This is a genomic window from Rhodanobacter sp. AS-Z3 (assembly GCF_029224025.1).
Taxonomy (GTDB): Bacteria; Pseudomonadota; Gammaproteobacteria; order Xanthomonadales; family Rhodanobacteraceae; genus Rhodanobacter.
The window spans coordinates 2,519,603-2,535,890 of the sequence record NZ_CP119392.1; the positions used below are offsets into that span (position 1 = coordinate 2,519,603).

Below are 16,288 nucleotides of genomic sequence, written 5' to 3' on the forward strand. Positions count from 1 at the left end.
CGAAGCGTTCTCAGCGCGTGCGGCTGATCAGTTCGCTCTTGCGACGACGGGCCTTGTGCTGCTGTTCCTTGGTCAACACTTTCTTGCGTCCGGCATACGGGTTTTCACCCTCGCGGAACGCAATGCGAATCGGCGTACCTTCCAGCTTGTAGCGCTTGCGGAAGAAGTTTTCCAGATAGCGCTGGTAGGCCGGTGCAATGTGCTTGGTGCGGGTACCGTGAATCACGATGGTCGGCGGATTGCTGCCGCCCGGATGCGCGAAACGCAGCTTCGGCGCATGCCCGTTGACCAGCGGCGGTTGGTAGCTTTCGTAAGCTTTTTCCAGCGTCTTGGTCAGGTCAGAAGACACTAGCACCTTGGTTGCCGAAGCGTGTGCGCGTACTACGGCCGTCATCAGTTCGCGCAGCCCCGAGCCGTGCAGCGCGGATATCTGTACCTGCTTGGCCCAGCTCACGAACACCAATCGGCGATCCAGTGCACGACGACATTCGTCGCGCTGGTACTGATCCATGTCGTCCCACTTGTTGATCGCGATGACCAGTGCCCTGCCCTCGTCCATCGCGTAACCGATCAGGGTGAGATCCTGGTCGGCCAGATTTTCGCGCGCATCGATCATCACCACCACCACCTGGGCGGCGGCGATTGACTGCAGCGTCTTGATCACGCTGAACTTCTCGACGGCTTCCTCGACCCGGGCCTTGCGCCGGATGCCGGCGGTGTCGATCAGCGTGTAGCGCTTGCCGTCACGTTCCAGCGGCACACGGATCGGGTCACGCGTGGTGCCCGCAACGTCGGAGACGATCAACCGTTCCTCACCGAGCAGGCGATTGATCAGGGTTGACTTGCCCGCGTTTGGACGGCCGACGATGGCTACGCGGATGGTGCCATCCTCGGCGTTTGCGTCGACGGCATCTTCGTCGTCGGCAGGCAGCATCGGCAGCACCAGACGGATCAGGTCATCGGTGCCGCGGTTGTGTGCAGCCGACAGCGGCAGCATCGTGGCGATGCCGAAGGCCGAAAATTCGGCCAGTACGGCATCTTCGTCCAGACCATCGGTCTTGTTCACGACCGCGACGATCGGCTTGCCGCTGCGACGCAGTTCGCCGAGGATCACATAGTCTTGCGGCAGCAGCCCGTCACGGGCGTCGATCACGAAAACCAGGATGTTGGCTTCCTCGATCGCCAGCCGCACCTGCTTGGCGGTGAGCACGTCCATGGCGTCCTCGACACCGGACAGACCACCGGTATCAACCACCACGAACGGCCGATCGCCACTGCGGCAGACGCCGTAGTGACGATCCCGAGTGACGCCCGGCATGTCAGCCACAAGGGCGTCACGACTGCGCGTCAGCACATTGAACAGGGTCGATTTACCGACATTCGGACGACCAACCAGTGCGACAACGGGCAGCATGATATGTACTTCGTTCCAGCAATCAGGGCGAGGACAGACGGTAGGCGCCAATATGGCCCTCGACGTCCTCGACGTAAACAATGTTGCCAACCACCAGAGGCTGGGCGCGAATCGCCTTCTTCGACAGACGCTCACGCGCGGCCAACGCGCCGTCACCGGTTTGCAGCCAGTGCACGTAGCCTTCCATGTCACCCACCACCACGTAGTTGCCCTGCACGGCCGGACCGGTGACCCAGCGATACTTCAGCGCGTCGTTCTTCCACATGTCGGTGCCGGTGCTGCGGTCGAACGACCACACCTGGGATTGGTCATTCACGCCAAAAAGTGCGTTGTCCGTGAGCGCCAGCGAGCCGAAGGTGGAGAATGGATGCGACCATAGCGGGCGGCCGCTCGGCCCATCGATAGCGGTCAGATTGCCGTGATAAGCCGCACCGTACAAAGTTGTTCCGCCCAGCAGAATGGCGCCATCGGCGTCGCTCAGACGATCAATTTCAGTACGGCCTTCGCCACTGGCCAGTTTTTGTTCCCACAGCTTGGCGCCGTTGTCCAGGCGCAAGGCAACCAGCTTGCCGTCATCGCTGCCGAAGAACAGCACGCCGTTGGCAGCAAGCACGGGGCCATTGCCACGCAGGCTCAGCAGTGGCACCGAGCCTTGGTCATAGACCCAGCGGCGGTGGCCATCGGTGGCGTCCAAGGCGTAGATGCGTCCATCACCGGTACGCACGACCACCAGGTCGCCGACGATCACCGGCGAGGCCATGACTTCGCTGCTTACTTCGACATCCCAGCGCGGGGTGCCATCTTTGGCGCTCATGGCATAAACATGGCCGTCCAGCGTGCCAACGGTGAGCAGGTCGCCGTCGACGGCAGGGCCGCCCGCATAGAGGGCGTCCTTGCGCTTTTTGTCGCCCCAGCCGAACCAGCCGTGCGTCTTCGAACTCTTTGACCACAGTGTCTTGCCACTGGTGGCATCGAACGCGGCAATCTTGCCATCGGTGCTGTCGGCATACAGGACGCCACCGACCACGGCCGGGCGCAAACGCACGCCGCTGGCCTGGGCACCGTCACCGACCGTGGCCTTCCACAGCCGGGTAACCTGTACCGTCGGCTTGAAATCCTTGGCCAGCGGCGTTGGCGGCTGGACGTTTTCCTTCTTGAAGGAATGGCAGCCGGCAAGTGTTCCCAGCGAAACCAGCGTGATCAACAGAAATTTTTTCATGCACCCTGCTTCCCGGCCGTGGCCAGGTCATCGATTTTCATCTGCAGCGCACCGCGTTGCGGTGCTTCCTCGCCCAGCGCCGACATCGCAGCCTGATAGGTCTTGCGTGCTTCGTCCGTACGTCCAAGCTTGACCAGCACATCTCCACGGAGTTCCTGCGCCAGCCCCGGGTAGCTGTCGGCCGGAATTTTGTCGAGCGTGGCCAAGGCTGCCTTGCCGTTGTTGTTGGCCAGTTCCACCTGTGCGATGCGCAGTTGGGTGAGTGACTTCAATGGCGCTGGGTTGGCGTGGGCTTCCGCCCATTCCAGCGAAGCCTCGGCCTTGTCCAGTTGCTTGGCTTCAAGCTGCTGTTTGGCGCGATCGCTCACAGCGAACACGGCAAATGGCGATTTTGCGTAATCCTTCATCAGCTGGTCCGTCAGCTGCGAGGCGATCTCGCTCTTGCCGGATGCTTGCGCGACCTGCACCTGTTGATAGAGCTCTGAAGCGTTGGCCTCGTTTTGTGCCTGATGACCACGCCACTGCTGCCATCCGAAGATGCCGACCAGGCCGATCGCGATACCCACGACGATCGACACTCCATTCTCGCGCAGCCACTTCTGGACCAGCTCGCTCTGCTCGTACTTGTCGTATTCTTCAAATGCCATGCAATCACCATTCAAAAGGCCGCGCGCCCGCGGACGCGTGCAGGGGCCAGTACAGTAAACCAAGGGAAAAGCCGATTGCGTCCACGCGTTACCGAGCGGACGTCAGTGGGCAAGCATAACCGAAATGGCGCGCGCGAAGCGGCCTGCGCTGGTGATCAGAGGGTGGCTGCGGATGCCTTGCCGCCCTGCATCTGCATGCGGAAATGGGCCACATTGGCGCGACGGAAATCGTCCAGCCCCACCGAAGCACCATCAATCACCACCTGTGCGCCGCTGGCGTTACCGATGCGCACGTCCAGGGCCTGATTGCTGTGGTAGGTCTTGCTGGTACCGGCCGCAAGCAGGCCATATTCCAGTCGCGTACCGTCAGTCTGGATCACTTCTACCCAACTGGCTGACGACAGGCTGAGACTCAGGCTGTGGCTGCCAACTCCCGTTTCGACTGGCAATGCGGCTGGCTGCACCGGGGAAAGGCTGCTGTTTTCCAGACTGGGAAACGGCGCCATTGACGCGAGCAGCGGCTGATTCTCGCTCTGCATGGTCAGTGTCGGGGTGGTCAATGGCGCTGTCGCAACGGCGTCTGCGGTAGGCTGGTTGCTGTTCGCGGATTGCAGCGCGGGTGCTTCGATCTGCGCCACTGGCGCGGCGTCCAGCGGAGCCAGGTGGGTAAGGCTGCGATCCAGCGTGCCGCGCACGCCCAGCCAGACCATCGGCACCACGATCACGGCTGTCAGTACCACGTAAGTAGCTGCGGTGGCGTAGCGGTCCAGCAGGAAGCGTGAATGCGAAATACCGCCCGTGGCCACCAGTGGTGCATCGACCTGCTTGATACGGTCAAGTTCGACCTGGATGGATACCTCGTTGATGCCGAGGTGACGAGCGTATTTTGCGATATAGCTGGCCAGATAAACCTTGGAGTCGATGCCTTCGTACTGGTCGTGCTCAAGCTGTCGGAGGATCTTGCCAGCAAGCCGGAGCGCGTGCGCACAGCCTTCGATATCCAGCCCACGCGCTTCACGAGCCGCATGCAGGCGACTGCCGAAACTGGCCGCGTGAGGGTCTGTGACTGACACATCCATGTTGAGCAAATTGATACCGAACAGATCCGACTTGTCGGAAGTCTGGCCGGCCGATTGTGATGGCATGGAAGTCATTGGCGGGTAGTTGCGTTCAGAGCCTGCGCCTGTTCCGAGTCCGGGAACTGGCTAAGCAATCGCTTGCTGTAGGTAAGGGCACCATCCTTGTTGCCCAACAGAGATTCGATGTCATGACCAAGCTTGAGTGATGCTGCCGTAGGCTTGCCCAGCCCCTCAAACCGCTGGAGAAATGCCCTGGCGCGGAACGCATCCTTGTTCAGGTAAAGCGTATTTGCAAGCTGGAACAGTGCCTCACCATTCGCCGGGTTTCTTGCGATGGCGTCACGAAAACTCTTTTCCGCACCGGCCACGTCGTTGTTGCGCAATTGGCAGACGCCCTCATTGGTCAATGCCACATCAGGGGTTTGGTAAAACGGGTCGGTAATCGCCTTCCTGAAATACTGGTCGGCCTCGACGATTTTCCCGGTATGGCAGAGGAAGACACCCAGATTGTTGTTGGGGGCGCCCTTGTTCGGCTCCAGCGCCACCGCCTTGCGATAGTGTTCTTCCGCTTCGGGCAACTTGTTGATGCGCTCGTAGATCACCGCAATCACGGTATGTGCCGGCGCATAGCGCGGGTCGAACTGCAGTGCCTTGGTGACTTTTTCCAGTGCAGTTTCCAAGTCCCCGGACTGCATGTATCGCTGGGCCAGCTCGGTATGGATTCGGGCAGCATCACTGGCCTGGGTGGCTGCACTCGTTTGCGGCATGCTCTTGCCGAGCGAACTGCTGTCGCTGTGCGTGGTAACGCAGCCGGCCAGCGGCAACCAGAGACTGATGAACACTACCCGCTCAAACCGCATGCGATGCCCCCTCTTCCTGACGTTTCTTGATATCGGCGCTGCGCCGGGTGCGGTCGGCAACCTGCCCCGCCAATTGGCCACAGGCGGCGTCAATGTCGTCGCCGCGGGTCCGCCGCAACATGGTCAACACACCCGCATTCAGCAACTGGGTCTGGAACTGATGGATATCGGCGGCATCCGAACGCTTGAACTGGGTGCCAGGGAACGGATTGAACGGAATCAGATTGACCTTGCAGGTGGGCAGCTTGCGCATCAGCTTGATCAACTGACGGACGTGCTCGGGCTGGTCATTGATGCCCTTCATCAAAGTGTATTCAAAGGTGATTGAAGTGCGCGGCTTGCGTGCTACCCAGCGCTGGCAGGCAGCCAGCAGGTCGGCGATCGGGTAACGCTTGTTGATCGGCATCAGTTCGGTGCGAAGATCGTCATTCGCGGCGTGCAACGAGACAGCCAGGGACACGTCGATCGAATCAGACAGCTGGTCGATCAGCGGTACCATGCCAGCGGTGGACAGCGTGACGCGCTTGGCGGCCAGGCCGAAGCCCAGGTCGTCGCGCATCAACTTCATCGCCTTCAGCACGGGCTCGAAATTGGCCAGCGGCTCGCCCATCCCCATCATCACCACATTGGTGATACGACGATTCTGATGCGTCACGTTGCCGAGGTACTTTGCCGCTACCCAGACCTGGCCGATGATTTCGGCGGTTGACAGGTTGCGGTTGAAGCCCTGCGCGCCGGTGGAGCAGAAGCTGCAGTTCAGCGCGCAGCCAATTTGCGAGGAAACGCACAACGTGCCGCGGGTGGGCTCGGGAATGTAGACCGTCTCGATCGCATTGCCGCTGTCCATGCCCAGCAGCCACTTGTGCGTGCCGTCGGTGGCGACCTTGTCCAGCAACGTCTTCGGTGCGCCGATGTAGCAAACCTCGGTGAGCTTGGCGCGCAGCGCCTTGCCCACGTCGGTCATGTTTTCGAAGTTGTCTTCCAGGTCGTGGTAAATCCACTTCATCACCTGCTCGGCGCGATAAGGCTTCTCGCCGATCTGCGTGAAAAAATCACGCAAACCCTGCCGATCAAAGTCGAGCAAATTGACCTTGGGGGTCGCAGTAGTGGTCATGACCTGATTCAAAACTTACCTCGAACAAATCTCAGTGGCCGCGAAGAAATAGGCAATCTCGCCCATCGCGGTGTCGACGGCGTCGGAGCCGTGAACGGCATTGGCGTCGATCGACTCGGCGAAGTCGGCGCGGATCGTGCCCGGCGCGGCTTCCTTCGGGTTGGTGGCACCCATCAGGTCGCGGTGAGCCAGCACGGCATTCTCGCCTTCCAGCGCGGTGATCATCACCGGGCCGGAAATCATGAATTCGACCAAAGCATTGAAGAACGGCCGCGCGCTGTGCACGGCGTAAAAGCCTTCGGCTTCCTTGCGCGACAGCTGCTTCATCTTGGCAGCAACGATCTTCAGACCAGCTTTCTCGAAGCGTGCATAAATCTGGCCGATGACGTTCTTGGCAACGGCGTCGGGCTTGATGATGGAAAGAGTGCGCTCAAGCGCCATACGGGTCTGCTCCGGAAAAAACGGATGAATGGGAAAAGGTGGTCGCCGATCTGGGCCGGCAGTAGGCCAAATCTGTCAGAGATTGGGGATTTAGCTCACTAAAGTGTGACAGATTCTAACTCTTACGCAAGTTGCGGTGCGTTTGCAACAAACGATTGTTTGACGGTTGCAGGGCTATCCGCTTATGCTCAAACGATCGTTTGAACTGGCCTCCGGCCGATGGATGGCTCTGCTTGTGAACAGCTCCGTCTCAACCAAGGAACGAATACTCGGCGCCGCCGAGCTGCTGTTTGCCCAGCGCGGCTTCGAGGGCGCTTCGTTGCGCCAGCTGACGACCAACGCGGGAGTCAATCTTGCAGCGGTCAATTACCACTTCGGTTCGAAGGAAAAGCTGGTCGAGGAAGTGTTTCGGCGCCGGCTGGATGCCCTGAACGCCAGCCGACTGAAGGCACTGGCGCGTATCGCGGGCGCCCCGGAAACCACGCTTGAAGACGTGCTTGAGGCCTTCATTCGCCCAGCGATCGACCTTTCACATGACAACAGCGGCGCCCTGTTCATGCGCGTGCTGGCCCGCGCCTTTGCTGAACACGACGACACCCTGCGCCAGTTCCTGTCCAACAACTACGGCCACGTAATGCGTCAGTTCACCGCTGAATTCGCCCGCCTGCTGCCCCAACTGGCCAAATCAGAACTGTATTGGCGCATCGACCTCGTGACCGGTGCGCTGACCCATGCGATGTCCGGCTTCGGCATGATCCAGCGCCCGAAGGACGTTAGCGAACACGCCCACCGCGAACAGACCGCCAACCACCTGATCCGCTTTGCCGTCGCCGGCCTGAGCCATCCCTGATTCACCTGTCCCATCATTCGTACGTATGGAGAAGCCAATGACTGCTGCATCCTCCCCCACCTCCGGCTTGCGCATCCGCAAAGCCGCCGTGCTGGGCGCCGGTGTCATGGGCGCGCAGATTGCCGCGCACCTGACCAATGCCGGCGTCGAAACCGTCTTGTTCGACCTGCCTGCAAAGGAAGGCCCGAAGAGCGGCATCGCGCTGAAGGCGATCGCCAACCTGGCCAAGCTGTCACCGGCCCCGCTGGCCGACAAGGCCTTCGCCGCCTCGATCATCCCGGCCAATTACGACGACGACCTTGACCACCTGAAGGATGTCGATCTGGTGATCGAAGCGATCGCCGAGCGGATGGACTGGAAGCTCGACCTGTACAAGAAGATCGCCGGCCATTTGTCCAAGACCGCCGTCATCGCCTCCAATACCTCGGGCCTGTCGATCACCCAGCTGGCCGAGGCACTGCCGGAAGAAATGCGCCATCGCTTTTGCGGCGTGCATTTCTTCAATCCCCCGCGCTACATGCACCTCGTCGAGTTGATCCCGACCAAGCTCACCGACAAGAAGGTGCTGGACGGCCTCGAAGCCTTCCTCGTTACGACCGTCGGCAAGGGCGTGGTGATCGCCAAGGACACCCCGAACTTCATCGGCAACCGTATCGGCGTGTTCTCGATGCTGGCGGCCATGTATCACACCGACCAGTTCAAGCTCGGCTTCGATACGGTCGACGCGCTCACCGGTCCGGCGCTGGGTCGCCCGAAGAGTGCCACTTATCGCACCGCCGACGTGGTTGGTCTGGACACCATGGCTCACGTCATCAAGACCATGGCCGACACCCTGCCCGACGACCCGTGGCACCAGTACTTCAAGGCGCCGGTGTGGCTGGCCGGACTGATCGAGAAAGGCGCGCTGGGCCAGAAGACGGGCGGCGGCTTCTACAAGAAAGTTGGCAAGGACATCGTCGTACTGGATGTCGCGAAGCAGGACTTCCGCCCGTCCGAACAAAAGCCATCCGACGAAGTAGCCGCGATCCTGGCGATCAAGGACCCGGCCGAAAAGTTCGGCAAGCTGCGCGCGTCCAGCGATCCGCAGGCCCAGTTCATCTGGGCGACCTTCCGCGACCTGTTCCACTACACGGCCTACCATCTGGCTGATATCGCCGACACCGCCCGCGACGTCGATTTCGCGATCCGTTGGGGTTACGGCTGGAAGCTCGGGCCGTTCGAGACCTGGCAGGCTGCCGGCTGGCAGCAGATCGCCGCGTGGATCAACGAAGACATCACCGCCGGCAAGGCGATGAGCAATGCGCCGCTGCCCGGCTGGGTCACCGACGGCCGCAAGGGCGTGCACGGCAAGGACGGTTCGTACTCGGCCAGCGCCAACGCCGACAAGCCGCGTTCGCAGCACCCGGTGTACAAGCGTCAGTTGTTCCCCGATCCGATCCTCGGCGAGAAGTTCGACACCGGCACCACCGTGTGGGAGAACGATGGCGTGCGTCTGTGGACGCTGGGCGACGACGGAATCGGCATCCTCTCGTTCAAGACCAAGATGAACACGGTCAACGACCACGTCCTCGATGGTGTGCAGCACGCGATCAAGCTTGCCGAAGAACAGCTCAAGGCGGTAGTGATCTGGCAGACCGGCGAACCGTTCTCCGCCGGCGCGGATCTGAAGGGCGCGCTCGGCTTGCTGAAGGAAGGCAAGTTCGACGCGTTCGACAAGATGGTCGCCAACTTCCAGCGCACGAGTATGGCGATCAAGCATTCGCTAGTACCGGTGGTATCGGCCGTGCGTGGCATGGCCTTCGGCGGCGGCTGCGAGTTCCAGATGCATTCGGCGCGCACTGTCGCGGCGCTGGAAAGCTATATCGGTCTGGTCGAGGCTGGCGTCGGCCTGCTGCCGGCCGGTGGCGGTCTGCATGAACTGGCGATCCGCGCGGCCAAGGCGAACCCGGCCGATCCGTTCGAAGAGCTGAAGAAGGTGTTCGAGACGGTGGCGATGGCCAAGGTTTCCGCCAGCGCGTTCGAGGCGAAGAACCTCGGCCTGCTGCGCGACAGCGACCTGATCGTGTTCAACAGCTACGAGCTGCTCTACATCGCCAAGCAGGTCGCCGGTGCGATGGCCGAAAGTGGCTACCGCCCACCGATGCCTGCCAACGCCATCCCGGTCGCTGGTGATGTCGGCACCGCCACGTTCAAGGCCTCGCTGGCCAACCTGCAGGCCGGCTACTTCGCCTCGCCGCATGACATCGACATCGCCACGCGCATCGCTGACACCTTGTGCGGCGGCGTCATCGAGCGGGGCTCGACCGTTGATGAGGAATGGTTGCTGGCGCTGGAACGCAAGCACTTCGTGGAGCTGGCCAAGATGGAGAAAACCCAGGCCCGCATCGCCCACACCATGACCACGGGCAAACCATTGAGGAATTAAGCAGGAAACAGGGAATGGGGAACAGGGAACGCGAAGGACGCAGCAAACATGTCCATCCCGCCCTGCCCCAGACCTGGTTCCAACCGCTTTTGATTGGAGGGTACGAGAACGCAACGTCAGTACAGGCAGCAACAAGCAAAGCGCCATCTGCACGTTCCCCGTTCCCCGTTCCCCGCTCCCACTCTATTGAGAATCAAACCATGACCAAGCAAGTGCAAGACGCCTACATCGTCGCCGCCACCCGCACACCGGTCGGCAAGGCGCCGCGCGGCGTGTTCCGCAACACCCGTCCGGACGACATGCTCGCCCACGTGATCCGCAGCGTGATGTCGCAATACCCCGGCATCGACCCGCACCGCATCGGCGATGCGATCATCGGCTGCGCCATGCCCGAAGCCGAGCAAGGCATGAACGTGGCGCGTATCGGCGTGCTGCTGGCCGGCCTGCCCGACACCGTGCCCGGCGTCACCATCAACCGCTTCTGCTCGTCCGGCCTGCAGGCCGTGGCCATGGCGGCTGACCGCATCCGTCTCGGCGAAGACGACCTGATGCTCGCCGGCGGCACCGAGAGCATGAGCATGGTGCCGATGATGGGCCACAAAATCGCCATGAACCCCGCGATCTTCAGCGATGAAAACATCGGCATCGCCTATGGCATGGGCATCACCGCGGAGAACGTGGCCAAGCAGTGGAAGGTCAGCCGCGAGCAGCAGGATGCGTTCGCCGTGGAAAGCCACCGCCGCGCACTGGCCGCCCAGGCTGCCGGCGAGTTCAATGACGAGATCAGCCCGTTCGCGCTGGATGATCACTATCCGAACCTCGCCACCCGCCAGATCATCACCGACAGCCGCAACATCACGGCCGATGAAGGCCCGCGTGCCGGCACCACCATGGAAGTGCTGGCCAAGCTGAAGACCGTGTTCCGCAACGGCCAGTTCGGCGGCAGCGTCACTGCCGGCAACTCCAGCCAGATGTCCGACGGCGCCGGTGCAATCCTGCTGGCCAGCGAAAAGGCCATCAAGGAATACAACCTGCAGCCGCTGGCCCGCTTCGTTGGCTTCTCCGTCGCCGGCGTGCCGCCCGAAGTCATGGGCATCGGGCCGAAGGCAGCAATTCCCAAGGCACTCAAGCAGACCGGCATTGCCCAGGATCAGCTGGACTGGATCGAACTCAACGAAGCGTTTGCCGCGCAGGCGCTGGCCGTGATGGGTGATCTCAAGCTCGACCCAAGCAAGGTCAACCCACTCGGCGGTGCGATCGCGCTGGGCCATCCGCTCGGTGCCACCGGTGCGGTGCGCATTGCCACCCTGGTGCACGGCATGCGCCGTCGCAAGCAGAAGTACGGCATGGTCACCATGTGCATTGGTACGGGTATGGGCGCGGCGGGTATTTTCGAAGCGCTCTGATCCAGCAATTGTGAAAAACCAGAACGGCGCCGTTGCGAAATGGCGCCGTTCTTCGTTTGCGCGTGCCGAGCCTGGTGGCCTACGCGGCTCAATGCAGGACAGGCTGCTTGGCTGGCCAGATTTACCTGCCGGAGCAGCCCACCGGCCGTGACCTGACGCCAGCAGCGGCAGCCATTCTGGCCAACCATCAAACCTTCCCGCCAGCGTTGCCCGACAGTGCACTGCTCCGCCTTGCAGGTATAGTGCGCCGAGCATGGTCGGTACCCTACCCGGCCGCGAATCCAAGGAGAGATGTCATGGGTCTGATTCAGGCAGTGGTGGGTTCGGTCAGTGGCACGCTGGCTGACCAGTGGAAGGACTTCTACACGGTTCCACAGGGTCTGCCGGCGACGGCGGCGTTGTTCGCCGCGGTGCCGCAGGGCACCAATGCCGGACGTGGTTCGAATACCCACGGTTCGTCGAACATCATCACCAATGGTTCGAAGATCGTCGTTCCCGAGGGTTACGGACTGCTGCTGTTTCAGGACGGCAAGATCACCGGCTTCGCGGCTGAACCGGGCGGCTATGAGTGGAAGTCGGATGATCTCAACTCGACGTCGATCTTCACCGGCGGTGGCATAGTCGATTCGCTGATCAAGCAGAGCTGGGAGCGTTTCAAGTTCGGTGGCCAGCCGGGCTCGCAGCAGGCGGCGTTCTTCGTCTCGCTGAAGGAACTGCCGGACAACCGCTTCGGTACGCAATCGGAAATCTACTGGGACGACAGCTTCCTCAACACCCAGGTTGGCGCGGTCACGCGCGGCTCCTACACGCTGAAGATCGTCGATCCGATCCTGTTCGTGAAAAACTTCGTGCCGGCAAGCTATTTGCAGCCTGGCCAGGTGTTCGACTTCACCGACCTGGACAATGCGGCGGCCAGCCAGTTGTTCAACGAAGTCGTAGGTTCACTCGCACCGGCGTTCAGCGCGTACACCAACGACGCCGACAAGGGCCATCGCATCACCAAACTGCAGCAGGATTCGCTTGGCTTTGCCAAGAGCCTGTCCGATGCGGTGGAAAACGCCTACCAGTGGAAATCCGATCGCGGCCTGGCCATCGTCAAGACGGCCATCGTTTCCATTGAATACGACGCGAATACGCGGGAACTGTTGAAGACCGTGCAGCGCGCCGACGCGCTTTCCGGTGCGCGCGGCAATTCCAATCTGCAGGCCAGCGTTGCGGCGGGCATGCAGTCGGCGGGTGAAAACGGCGGTGCGGCGGGCATGATGGGCATTGGCATGGCCTCGGGCATGATGGGCGGCATGGGCAGCTTGCAGCAGCCGGTGGCTCCGGCGGCTCCGGTCGCGCCGCCTGCCGACGACCCGATCGCCAAACTGAAGAAAGCCAAGGAAATGCTCGATCTTGGTCTGATCACGCAGGCCGACTACGATGCGGCAAAAGCCAAAGCGCTGGGCTTGTAGGTCCCGAGGTAGTTTCTCGTCACCCATCGCCCAATGAACGGTTTGGCAAAAGGAAGGGGAATGCCGTGGAAATGATTGTCTGTTCGTGGTGCCGCATGAACAACGCGGCCGACGCATTGCAATGTGTGTCCTGCGCTGCCCCGCTGGACGTGAAAGACAAGGTTTCCGATTCGGGCTGGCGCGAAGCGCCACGCTTGCGCGACATGGAAGAGTTCAAGTTCGGCAATTCGACCCTGCAAATCGAAGGCAAGTACGTGCCGGTTGCGGACATCGCGCTGCAACAAGGCGATGCGGTTTATTTCGAACAGCACACCCTGTTGTGGAAGGAACCGGGTGTTCCATTGGAGCAGTACCAGCTGCCCAGCAGTCGGCGCGCGCATGGCATGCCGTATTCGGTGCTATACGCGAAAGGGCCTGGGCGGATTGCGTTCTCGCGCGATGCGCCCGGCGAACTGGTGGTGATGCCCATTCACCCGGGCATGGAACTCGACGTGCGCGAACACGCCTTCCTGCTGGCCTCGCACTCGGTGACGTATTCGTTCGTGCGCATCAAGGGCCTGGTGAACCTGTTGCACGGCGGCAACGGTATGTACCTCGATCGCTTCATCGCTCAGGCACAGCCCGGCATGCTGATGCTGCATGGCAATGGCGACGTGCTGCAACGCACGCTCGCCGCGGGCGAGACGATACTGGTCGAAGCTGGCAAGTTTCTCTACAAGGATTCCACCGTCAAACTCGACACCGTGTCGGTGCCAGGCGTGAAAACCGGCCTGTTCTCGAAGCTGTACGTAGCGCAGCTCACCGGTCCTGGCCGGGTCGGCATCCAGTCGATGTACCACCATCATCTTTCCGAATGAGGCGGCAGTGATGAGCACGCAGACTTCGCCTGGCTCGGTTGACGCTTACCCTTGCCCCTACTGCCGGATGACCGCGCCGCTGACCGCCAGCGCGACTTGCCGTACCTGCGGCGCGCCCGCGAAGGTGCGTGAGCTGGTTTCCGATTCGGGTTGGGAAGAATTGCCCGGCGCCGCGGACATGGCGCACATCCAGTTCGGTCGTTCGCATGTGCAAATCACTGGCACGTTCGTGCCGGTCGCGGACTTCAATCTGCATCCGGGCGACCGCATCTGGTTCTCGCACCACAAGCTGACCTTCGCCGAATCGAGCGTCAAGCTGGCGAACTACAAGGACGGCAAGTCGTTCGTCACCCGTCTGCTCGCAAAGATGGAAAACTTCCAGTTGCAGGCGACCGGGCCGGGGCATGTGGCCTTGTCGGACAACCACCTTGGCGAAATCGTGTCGCTGCCGCTCGACAAGGGCAAGAGCATGTGGGTGCGCAGCCATACGTTTCTCGCGGCGACGGACTCGGTGACGTATTCACCGACGGCAAACAACCTGTATTTCAGGGTGCGCAATGGCGATGAGACCGAGACCGAGTATCCGCTCGGACAATACGACGATGTCTTCCACGCGCCGAACGAACAAGGCTTGCTCCTGTTGCATTCGCCCGGCAACACGATGTTCCGCGACTTGAAACCACACGAGACGGTCTACGTGAAGCCCGATGCATTGCTGTATCGCGACCTGACCGTTTCCACGTTTCTCACCGCCGAGTATCCGCGTGCGCAGTTCTCGATCTTTGGCGGCCTCTTCGGCAACAACTACGCTAACCGCAACGTGTGGCTGAAGCTTACCGGTCCTGGCCGCGTTGCCATCTCCTCGAAATACGAAAAAGAATTCAACCCACCTCATCCGATCATCGCTGGCACCGTCGAATTCCTCCGCTGGTAGTCGCAGACCCCTATGCCCACCACTCCGCCACCGATTCCACCACCCACTGGCCCTGGCTCGCCGCAGGACGTGCCGCCGCCACGCGGCAGCGTGCCGATTGATCCGGCCACCCTGCCCCAGCCCATTCGCGACGAATTGCAGGCACCCGACCCGGTCGCCATCGATACGTCGGCTGCCGAGCTCAAGGACGGCCTCAACCGCTGCCCGAAATGTGGCTCGACCGAGATCCGACAAAAGCCCGGCACCGATCTGCTGATCTGTCAGTACTGCCGTCACGAATGGCATGGCGAAGGGGTCGAAGAGGAATTCGGGCTCGGCGAAGGCATTGACCAGTTGCAGGGTACGGTCATCGCTTCTGGCGCCAAGGACATCAAGGCTGACACGGCCAGTCTGATGACTTTCAAATGCCCCGGTTGCGGCGCCGAGGTCACCGTCAATACGGCCAATGCGATGACGGCACGCTGCCATTGGTGCCGCCACGTGTTCGGCGTCAACGAGCAGGTGCCGAACGGTGCGGTGCCGGACGCCGTGCTGCCGTTCCACATCAAGAAAGATGACGCGGTCGCTCGCATCAGCCAGTTTGTGGATAAACGACGGCTGTTCGCGTTGAAGGCATTCAAGGAACAGTTCACGCCCGAGAACGTCGTTCCCGTCTACTTGCCGTACATGATCGTCGATGGCAACGCGAGCGCTGCGGTCGCCGGCCACGGCGAGATCGAGACGCGCTGCTATACGCAGGGCAGCGATGACAAAAAGAAGACTTATTACGATGCCGACGTGTATCAGGTGGAGCGGCAAATAGACTTCACCGTGGATGACCTGCCGCTGGAGTCTTCCAGCGAACGTGGCAATCTGGACACGCGCGCCAACACCAACAACATCATCAACACGATCCTGCCGTTCGATACCAAGAATGCGGTGAAGTGGAACGCGTCCTACCTGGCCGGCATCACTTCGGAAAAGCGCGACATGGACGTGGAAAAACTGCGCCCACGGCTGGAAGACGAGCTGCTGTCGATCGCCCGCGCCCAGGTCGAAAAGTCAGTATCGCGCTTTGATCGTGGCGTGCGCTGGGAACAGGAACAGCTAAGTGTGCACGGCACCCGCTGGGTATCGATGTACCTGCCGGTATGGCTCTATTCCTACCATCAGCCCGGCCCCAACGGCGGCATGCTGCATTACATCGCGGTGAACGGGCGCACCGGAGAGACCATGGGCAGCGTGCCGGTAGAACAGTGGAAGCTCCTGATGGCGGCGCTCACTGTGGGTACCTTTCTGGAAGCCATTGCACTCTTTCTCGTGGGGCACTCGTCATGATGAGCAGTGATGGAGGCATGTGGCTGCTCGCGCTCGGACCGGCCGGTGCTACCGGGTTGTACTGGGCCTTGTACCGCTATTACCGCAACACCGACAAATCGCACGATTTCGAACACGAAACGGCGGTCGTGGCCAAGCCGGTGACCGGTTCAGAGCGAGACCAAAAGGTCGACGAGGTAAAGGGCACGCAGGAAAAGCGCATCAGTGGCGACAACGTGCGGCAGTATCGCCAACGCGTGAAGCGGATTCAGGGCGATAGCGGATAAGC

At 61.3% G+C, this 16,288-nt stretch carries 15 protein-coding genes; 8 read left to right on the forward strand and 7 right to left on the reverse strand.

Annotation, left to right across the window (positions count from 1 at the left end; translation table 11 throughout):
- Positions 1-10 precede the first annotated feature (10 nt).
- From der to ndk, 7 genes are all read right to left on the reverse strand, one after another.
- Complete coding sequence (der, locus tag PY254_RS11140; RefSeq protein ID WP_281012118.1) at positions 11-1,414, reverse strand: ribosome biogenesis GTPase Der; 1,404 nt, start codon at positions 1,412-1,414, stop codon at positions 11-13.
- A 22-nt stretch (positions 1,415-1,436) separates the two neighbouring features.
- A complete protein-coding gene (gene bamB / locus PY254_RS11145) occupies positions 1,437-2,633 on the reverse strand; it encodes an outer membrane protein assembly factor BamB (protein WP_281012119.1) in 1,197 nt (398 codons plus the stop codon).
- The gene (locus tag PY254_RS11150; RefSeq protein ID WP_281012120.1) at positions 2,630-3,280 is read right to left on the reverse strand and encodes a YfgM family protein; all 651 of its coding nucleotides are present in this window, start codon (positions 3,278-3,280) and stop codon (positions 2,630-2,632) included. Before PY254_RS11150 ends, bamB begins: the two co-directional genes overlap by 4 nt.
- A 155-nt stretch (positions 3,281-3,435) precedes the next feature.
- Positions 3,436-4,425, reverse strand: coding sequence for a helix-turn-helix domain-containing protein (locus PY254_RS11155; RefSeq protein ID WP_345781810.1), 990 nt, complete (start codon positions 4,423-4,425; stop codon positions 3,436-3,438).
- 5 nt (positions 4,426-4,430) lie between these two features.
- Positions 4,431-5,219 (reverse strand): type IV pilus biogenesis/stability protein PilW, encoded by a 789-nt coding sequence (pilW, locus tag PY254_RS11160; protein ID WP_281012122.1) that lies wholly within the window; start codon positions 5,217-5,219, stop codon positions 4,431-4,433.
- Positions 5,209-6,333 (reverse strand): dual-specificity RNA methyltransferase RlmN, encoded by a 1,125-nt coding sequence (gene rlmN / locus PY254_RS11165; protein WP_281012123.1) that lies wholly within the window; start codon positions 6,331-6,333, stop codon positions 5,209-5,211. The genes pilW and rlmN overlap by 11 nt, the downstream gene beginning before the upstream one ends.
- Before the next feature lie 15 nt (positions 6,334-6,348).
- Positions 6,349-6,774 (reverse strand): nucleoside-diphosphate kinase, encoded by a 426-nt coding sequence (ndk, locus tag PY254_RS11170; protein WP_281012124.1) that lies wholly within the window; start codon positions 6,772-6,774, stop codon positions 6,349-6,351.
- A gap of 223 nt (positions 6,775-6,997) precedes the next feature.
- Here ndk and PY254_RS11175 point away from each other — a divergent pair, with 223 nt between their 5' ends.
- From PY254_RS11175 to PY254_RS11210, 8 genes are all read left to right on the forward strand, one after another.
- On the forward strand, positions 6,998-7,624 hold the full coding sequence (locus PY254_RS11175) for a TetR/AcrR family transcriptional regulator (protein WP_281012125.1): 627 nt from the start codon (positions 6,998-7,000) through the stop codon (positions 7,622-7,624).
- A 37-nt stretch (positions 7,625-7,661) separates the two neighbouring features.
- Positions 7,662-10,049 (forward strand): 3-hydroxyacyl-CoA dehydrogenase/enoyl-CoA hydratase family protein, encoded by a 2,388-nt coding sequence (locus PY254_RS11180; protein ID WP_281012126.1) that lies wholly within the window; start codon positions 7,662-7,664, stop codon positions 10,047-10,049.
- Between the two features lie 200 nt (positions 10,050-10,249).
- The gene (locus PY254_RS11185) at positions 10,250-11,455 is read left to right on the forward strand and encodes an acetyl-CoA C-acyltransferase (RefSeq protein ID WP_281012127.1); all 1,206 of its coding nucleotides are present in this window, start codon (positions 10,250-10,252) and stop codon (positions 11,453-11,455) included.
- Between the two features lie 296 nt (positions 11,456-11,751).
- Positions 11,752-12,912, forward strand: coding sequence for an SPFH domain-containing protein (locus tag PY254_RS11190; RefSeq protein WP_281015208.1), 1,161 nt, complete (start codon positions 11,752-11,754; stop codon positions 12,910-12,912).
- A gap of 95 nt (positions 12,913-13,007) precedes the next feature.
- Positions 13,008-13,769, forward strand: a complete 762-nt coding sequence (locus tag PY254_RS11195) for an AIM24 family protein (RefSeq protein WP_281012128.1) — start codon at positions 13,008-13,010, stop codon at positions 13,767-13,769.
- A gap of 10 nt (positions 13,770-13,779) precedes the next feature.
- Positions 13,780-14,703, forward strand: a complete 924-nt coding sequence (locus tag PY254_RS11200; RefSeq protein WP_281012129.1) for an AIM24 family protein — start codon at positions 13,780-13,782, stop codon at positions 14,701-14,703.
- Between the two features lie 12 nt (positions 14,704-14,715).
- Positions 14,716-16,020 (forward strand): TFIIB-type zinc ribbon-containing protein, encoded by a 1,305-nt coding sequence (locus PY254_RS11205; protein WP_281012130.1) that lies wholly within the window; start codon positions 14,716-14,718, stop codon positions 16,018-16,020.
- Entirely contained in the window at positions 16,020-16,286 is a 267-nt protein-coding gene (locus PY254_RS11210; RefSeq protein ID WP_281012131.1) for a hypothetical protein, read from the forward strand. The genes PY254_RS11205 and PY254_RS11210 overlap by 1 nt, the downstream gene beginning before the upstream one ends.
- Positions 16,287-16,288 lie beyond the last annotated feature (2 nt).

Coding starts and splice junctions, on each gene's coding strand:
- der (WP_281012118.1), bottom strand. CDS start 1,414: ATGCTGCCCGTTGTCGCACTGGTTGGTCGTCCGAATGTCGGTAAATCG.
- ndk (WP_281012124.1), bottom strand. CDS start 6,774: ATGGCGCTTGAGCGCACTCTTTCCATCATCAAGCCCGACGCCGTTGCC.
- PY254_RS11200 (WP_281012129.1), top strand. CDS start 13,780: ATGAGCACGCAGACTTCGCCTGGCTCGGTTGACGCTTACCCTTGCCCC.
- PY254_RS11175 (WP_281012125.1), top strand. CDS start 6,998: ATGGCTCTGCTTGTGAACAGCTCCGTCTCAACCAAGGAACGAATACTC.
- rlmN (WP_281012123.1), bottom strand. CDS start 6,333: ATGACCACTACTGCGACCCCCAAGGTCAATTTGCTCGACTTTGATCGG.
- PY254_RS11150 (WP_281012120.1), bottom strand. CDS start 3,280: ATGGCATTTGAAGAATACGACAAGTACGAGCAGAGCGAGCTGGTCCAG.
- PY254_RS11190 (WP_281015208.1), top strand. CDS start 11,752: ATGGGTCTGATTCAGGCAGTGGTGGGTTCGGTCAGTGGCACGCTGGCT.
- PY254_RS11185 (WP_281012127.1), top strand. CDS start 10,250: ATGACCAAGCAAGTGCAAGACGCCTACATCGTCGCCGCCACCCGCACA.
- PY254_RS11210 (WP_281012131.1), top strand. CDS start 16,020: ATGAGCAGTGATGGAGGCATGTGGCTGCTCGCGCTCGGACCGGCCGGT.
- pilW (WP_281012122.1), bottom strand. CDS start 5,219: ATGCGGTTTGAGCGGGTAGTGTTCATCAGTCTCTGGTTGCCGCTGGCC.
- PY254_RS11180 (WP_281012126.1), top strand. CDS start 7,662: ATGACTGCTGCATCCTCCCCCACCTCCGGCTTGCGCATCCGCAAAGCC.
- PY254_RS11195 (WP_281012128.1), top strand. CDS start 13,008: ATGAACAACGCGGCCGACGCATTGCAATGTGTGTCCTGCGCTGCCCCG.
- PY254_RS11155 (WP_345781810.1), bottom strand. CDS start 4,425: ATGCCATCACAATCGGCCGGCCAGACTTCCGACAAGTCGGATCTGTTC.
- PY254_RS11205 (WP_281012130.1), top strand. CDS start 14,716: ATGCCCACCACTCCGCCACCGATTCCACCACCCACTGGCCCTGGCTCG.
- bamB (WP_281012119.1), bottom strand. CDS start 2,633: ATGAAAAAATTTCTGTTGATCACGCTGGTTTCGCTGGGAACACTTGCC.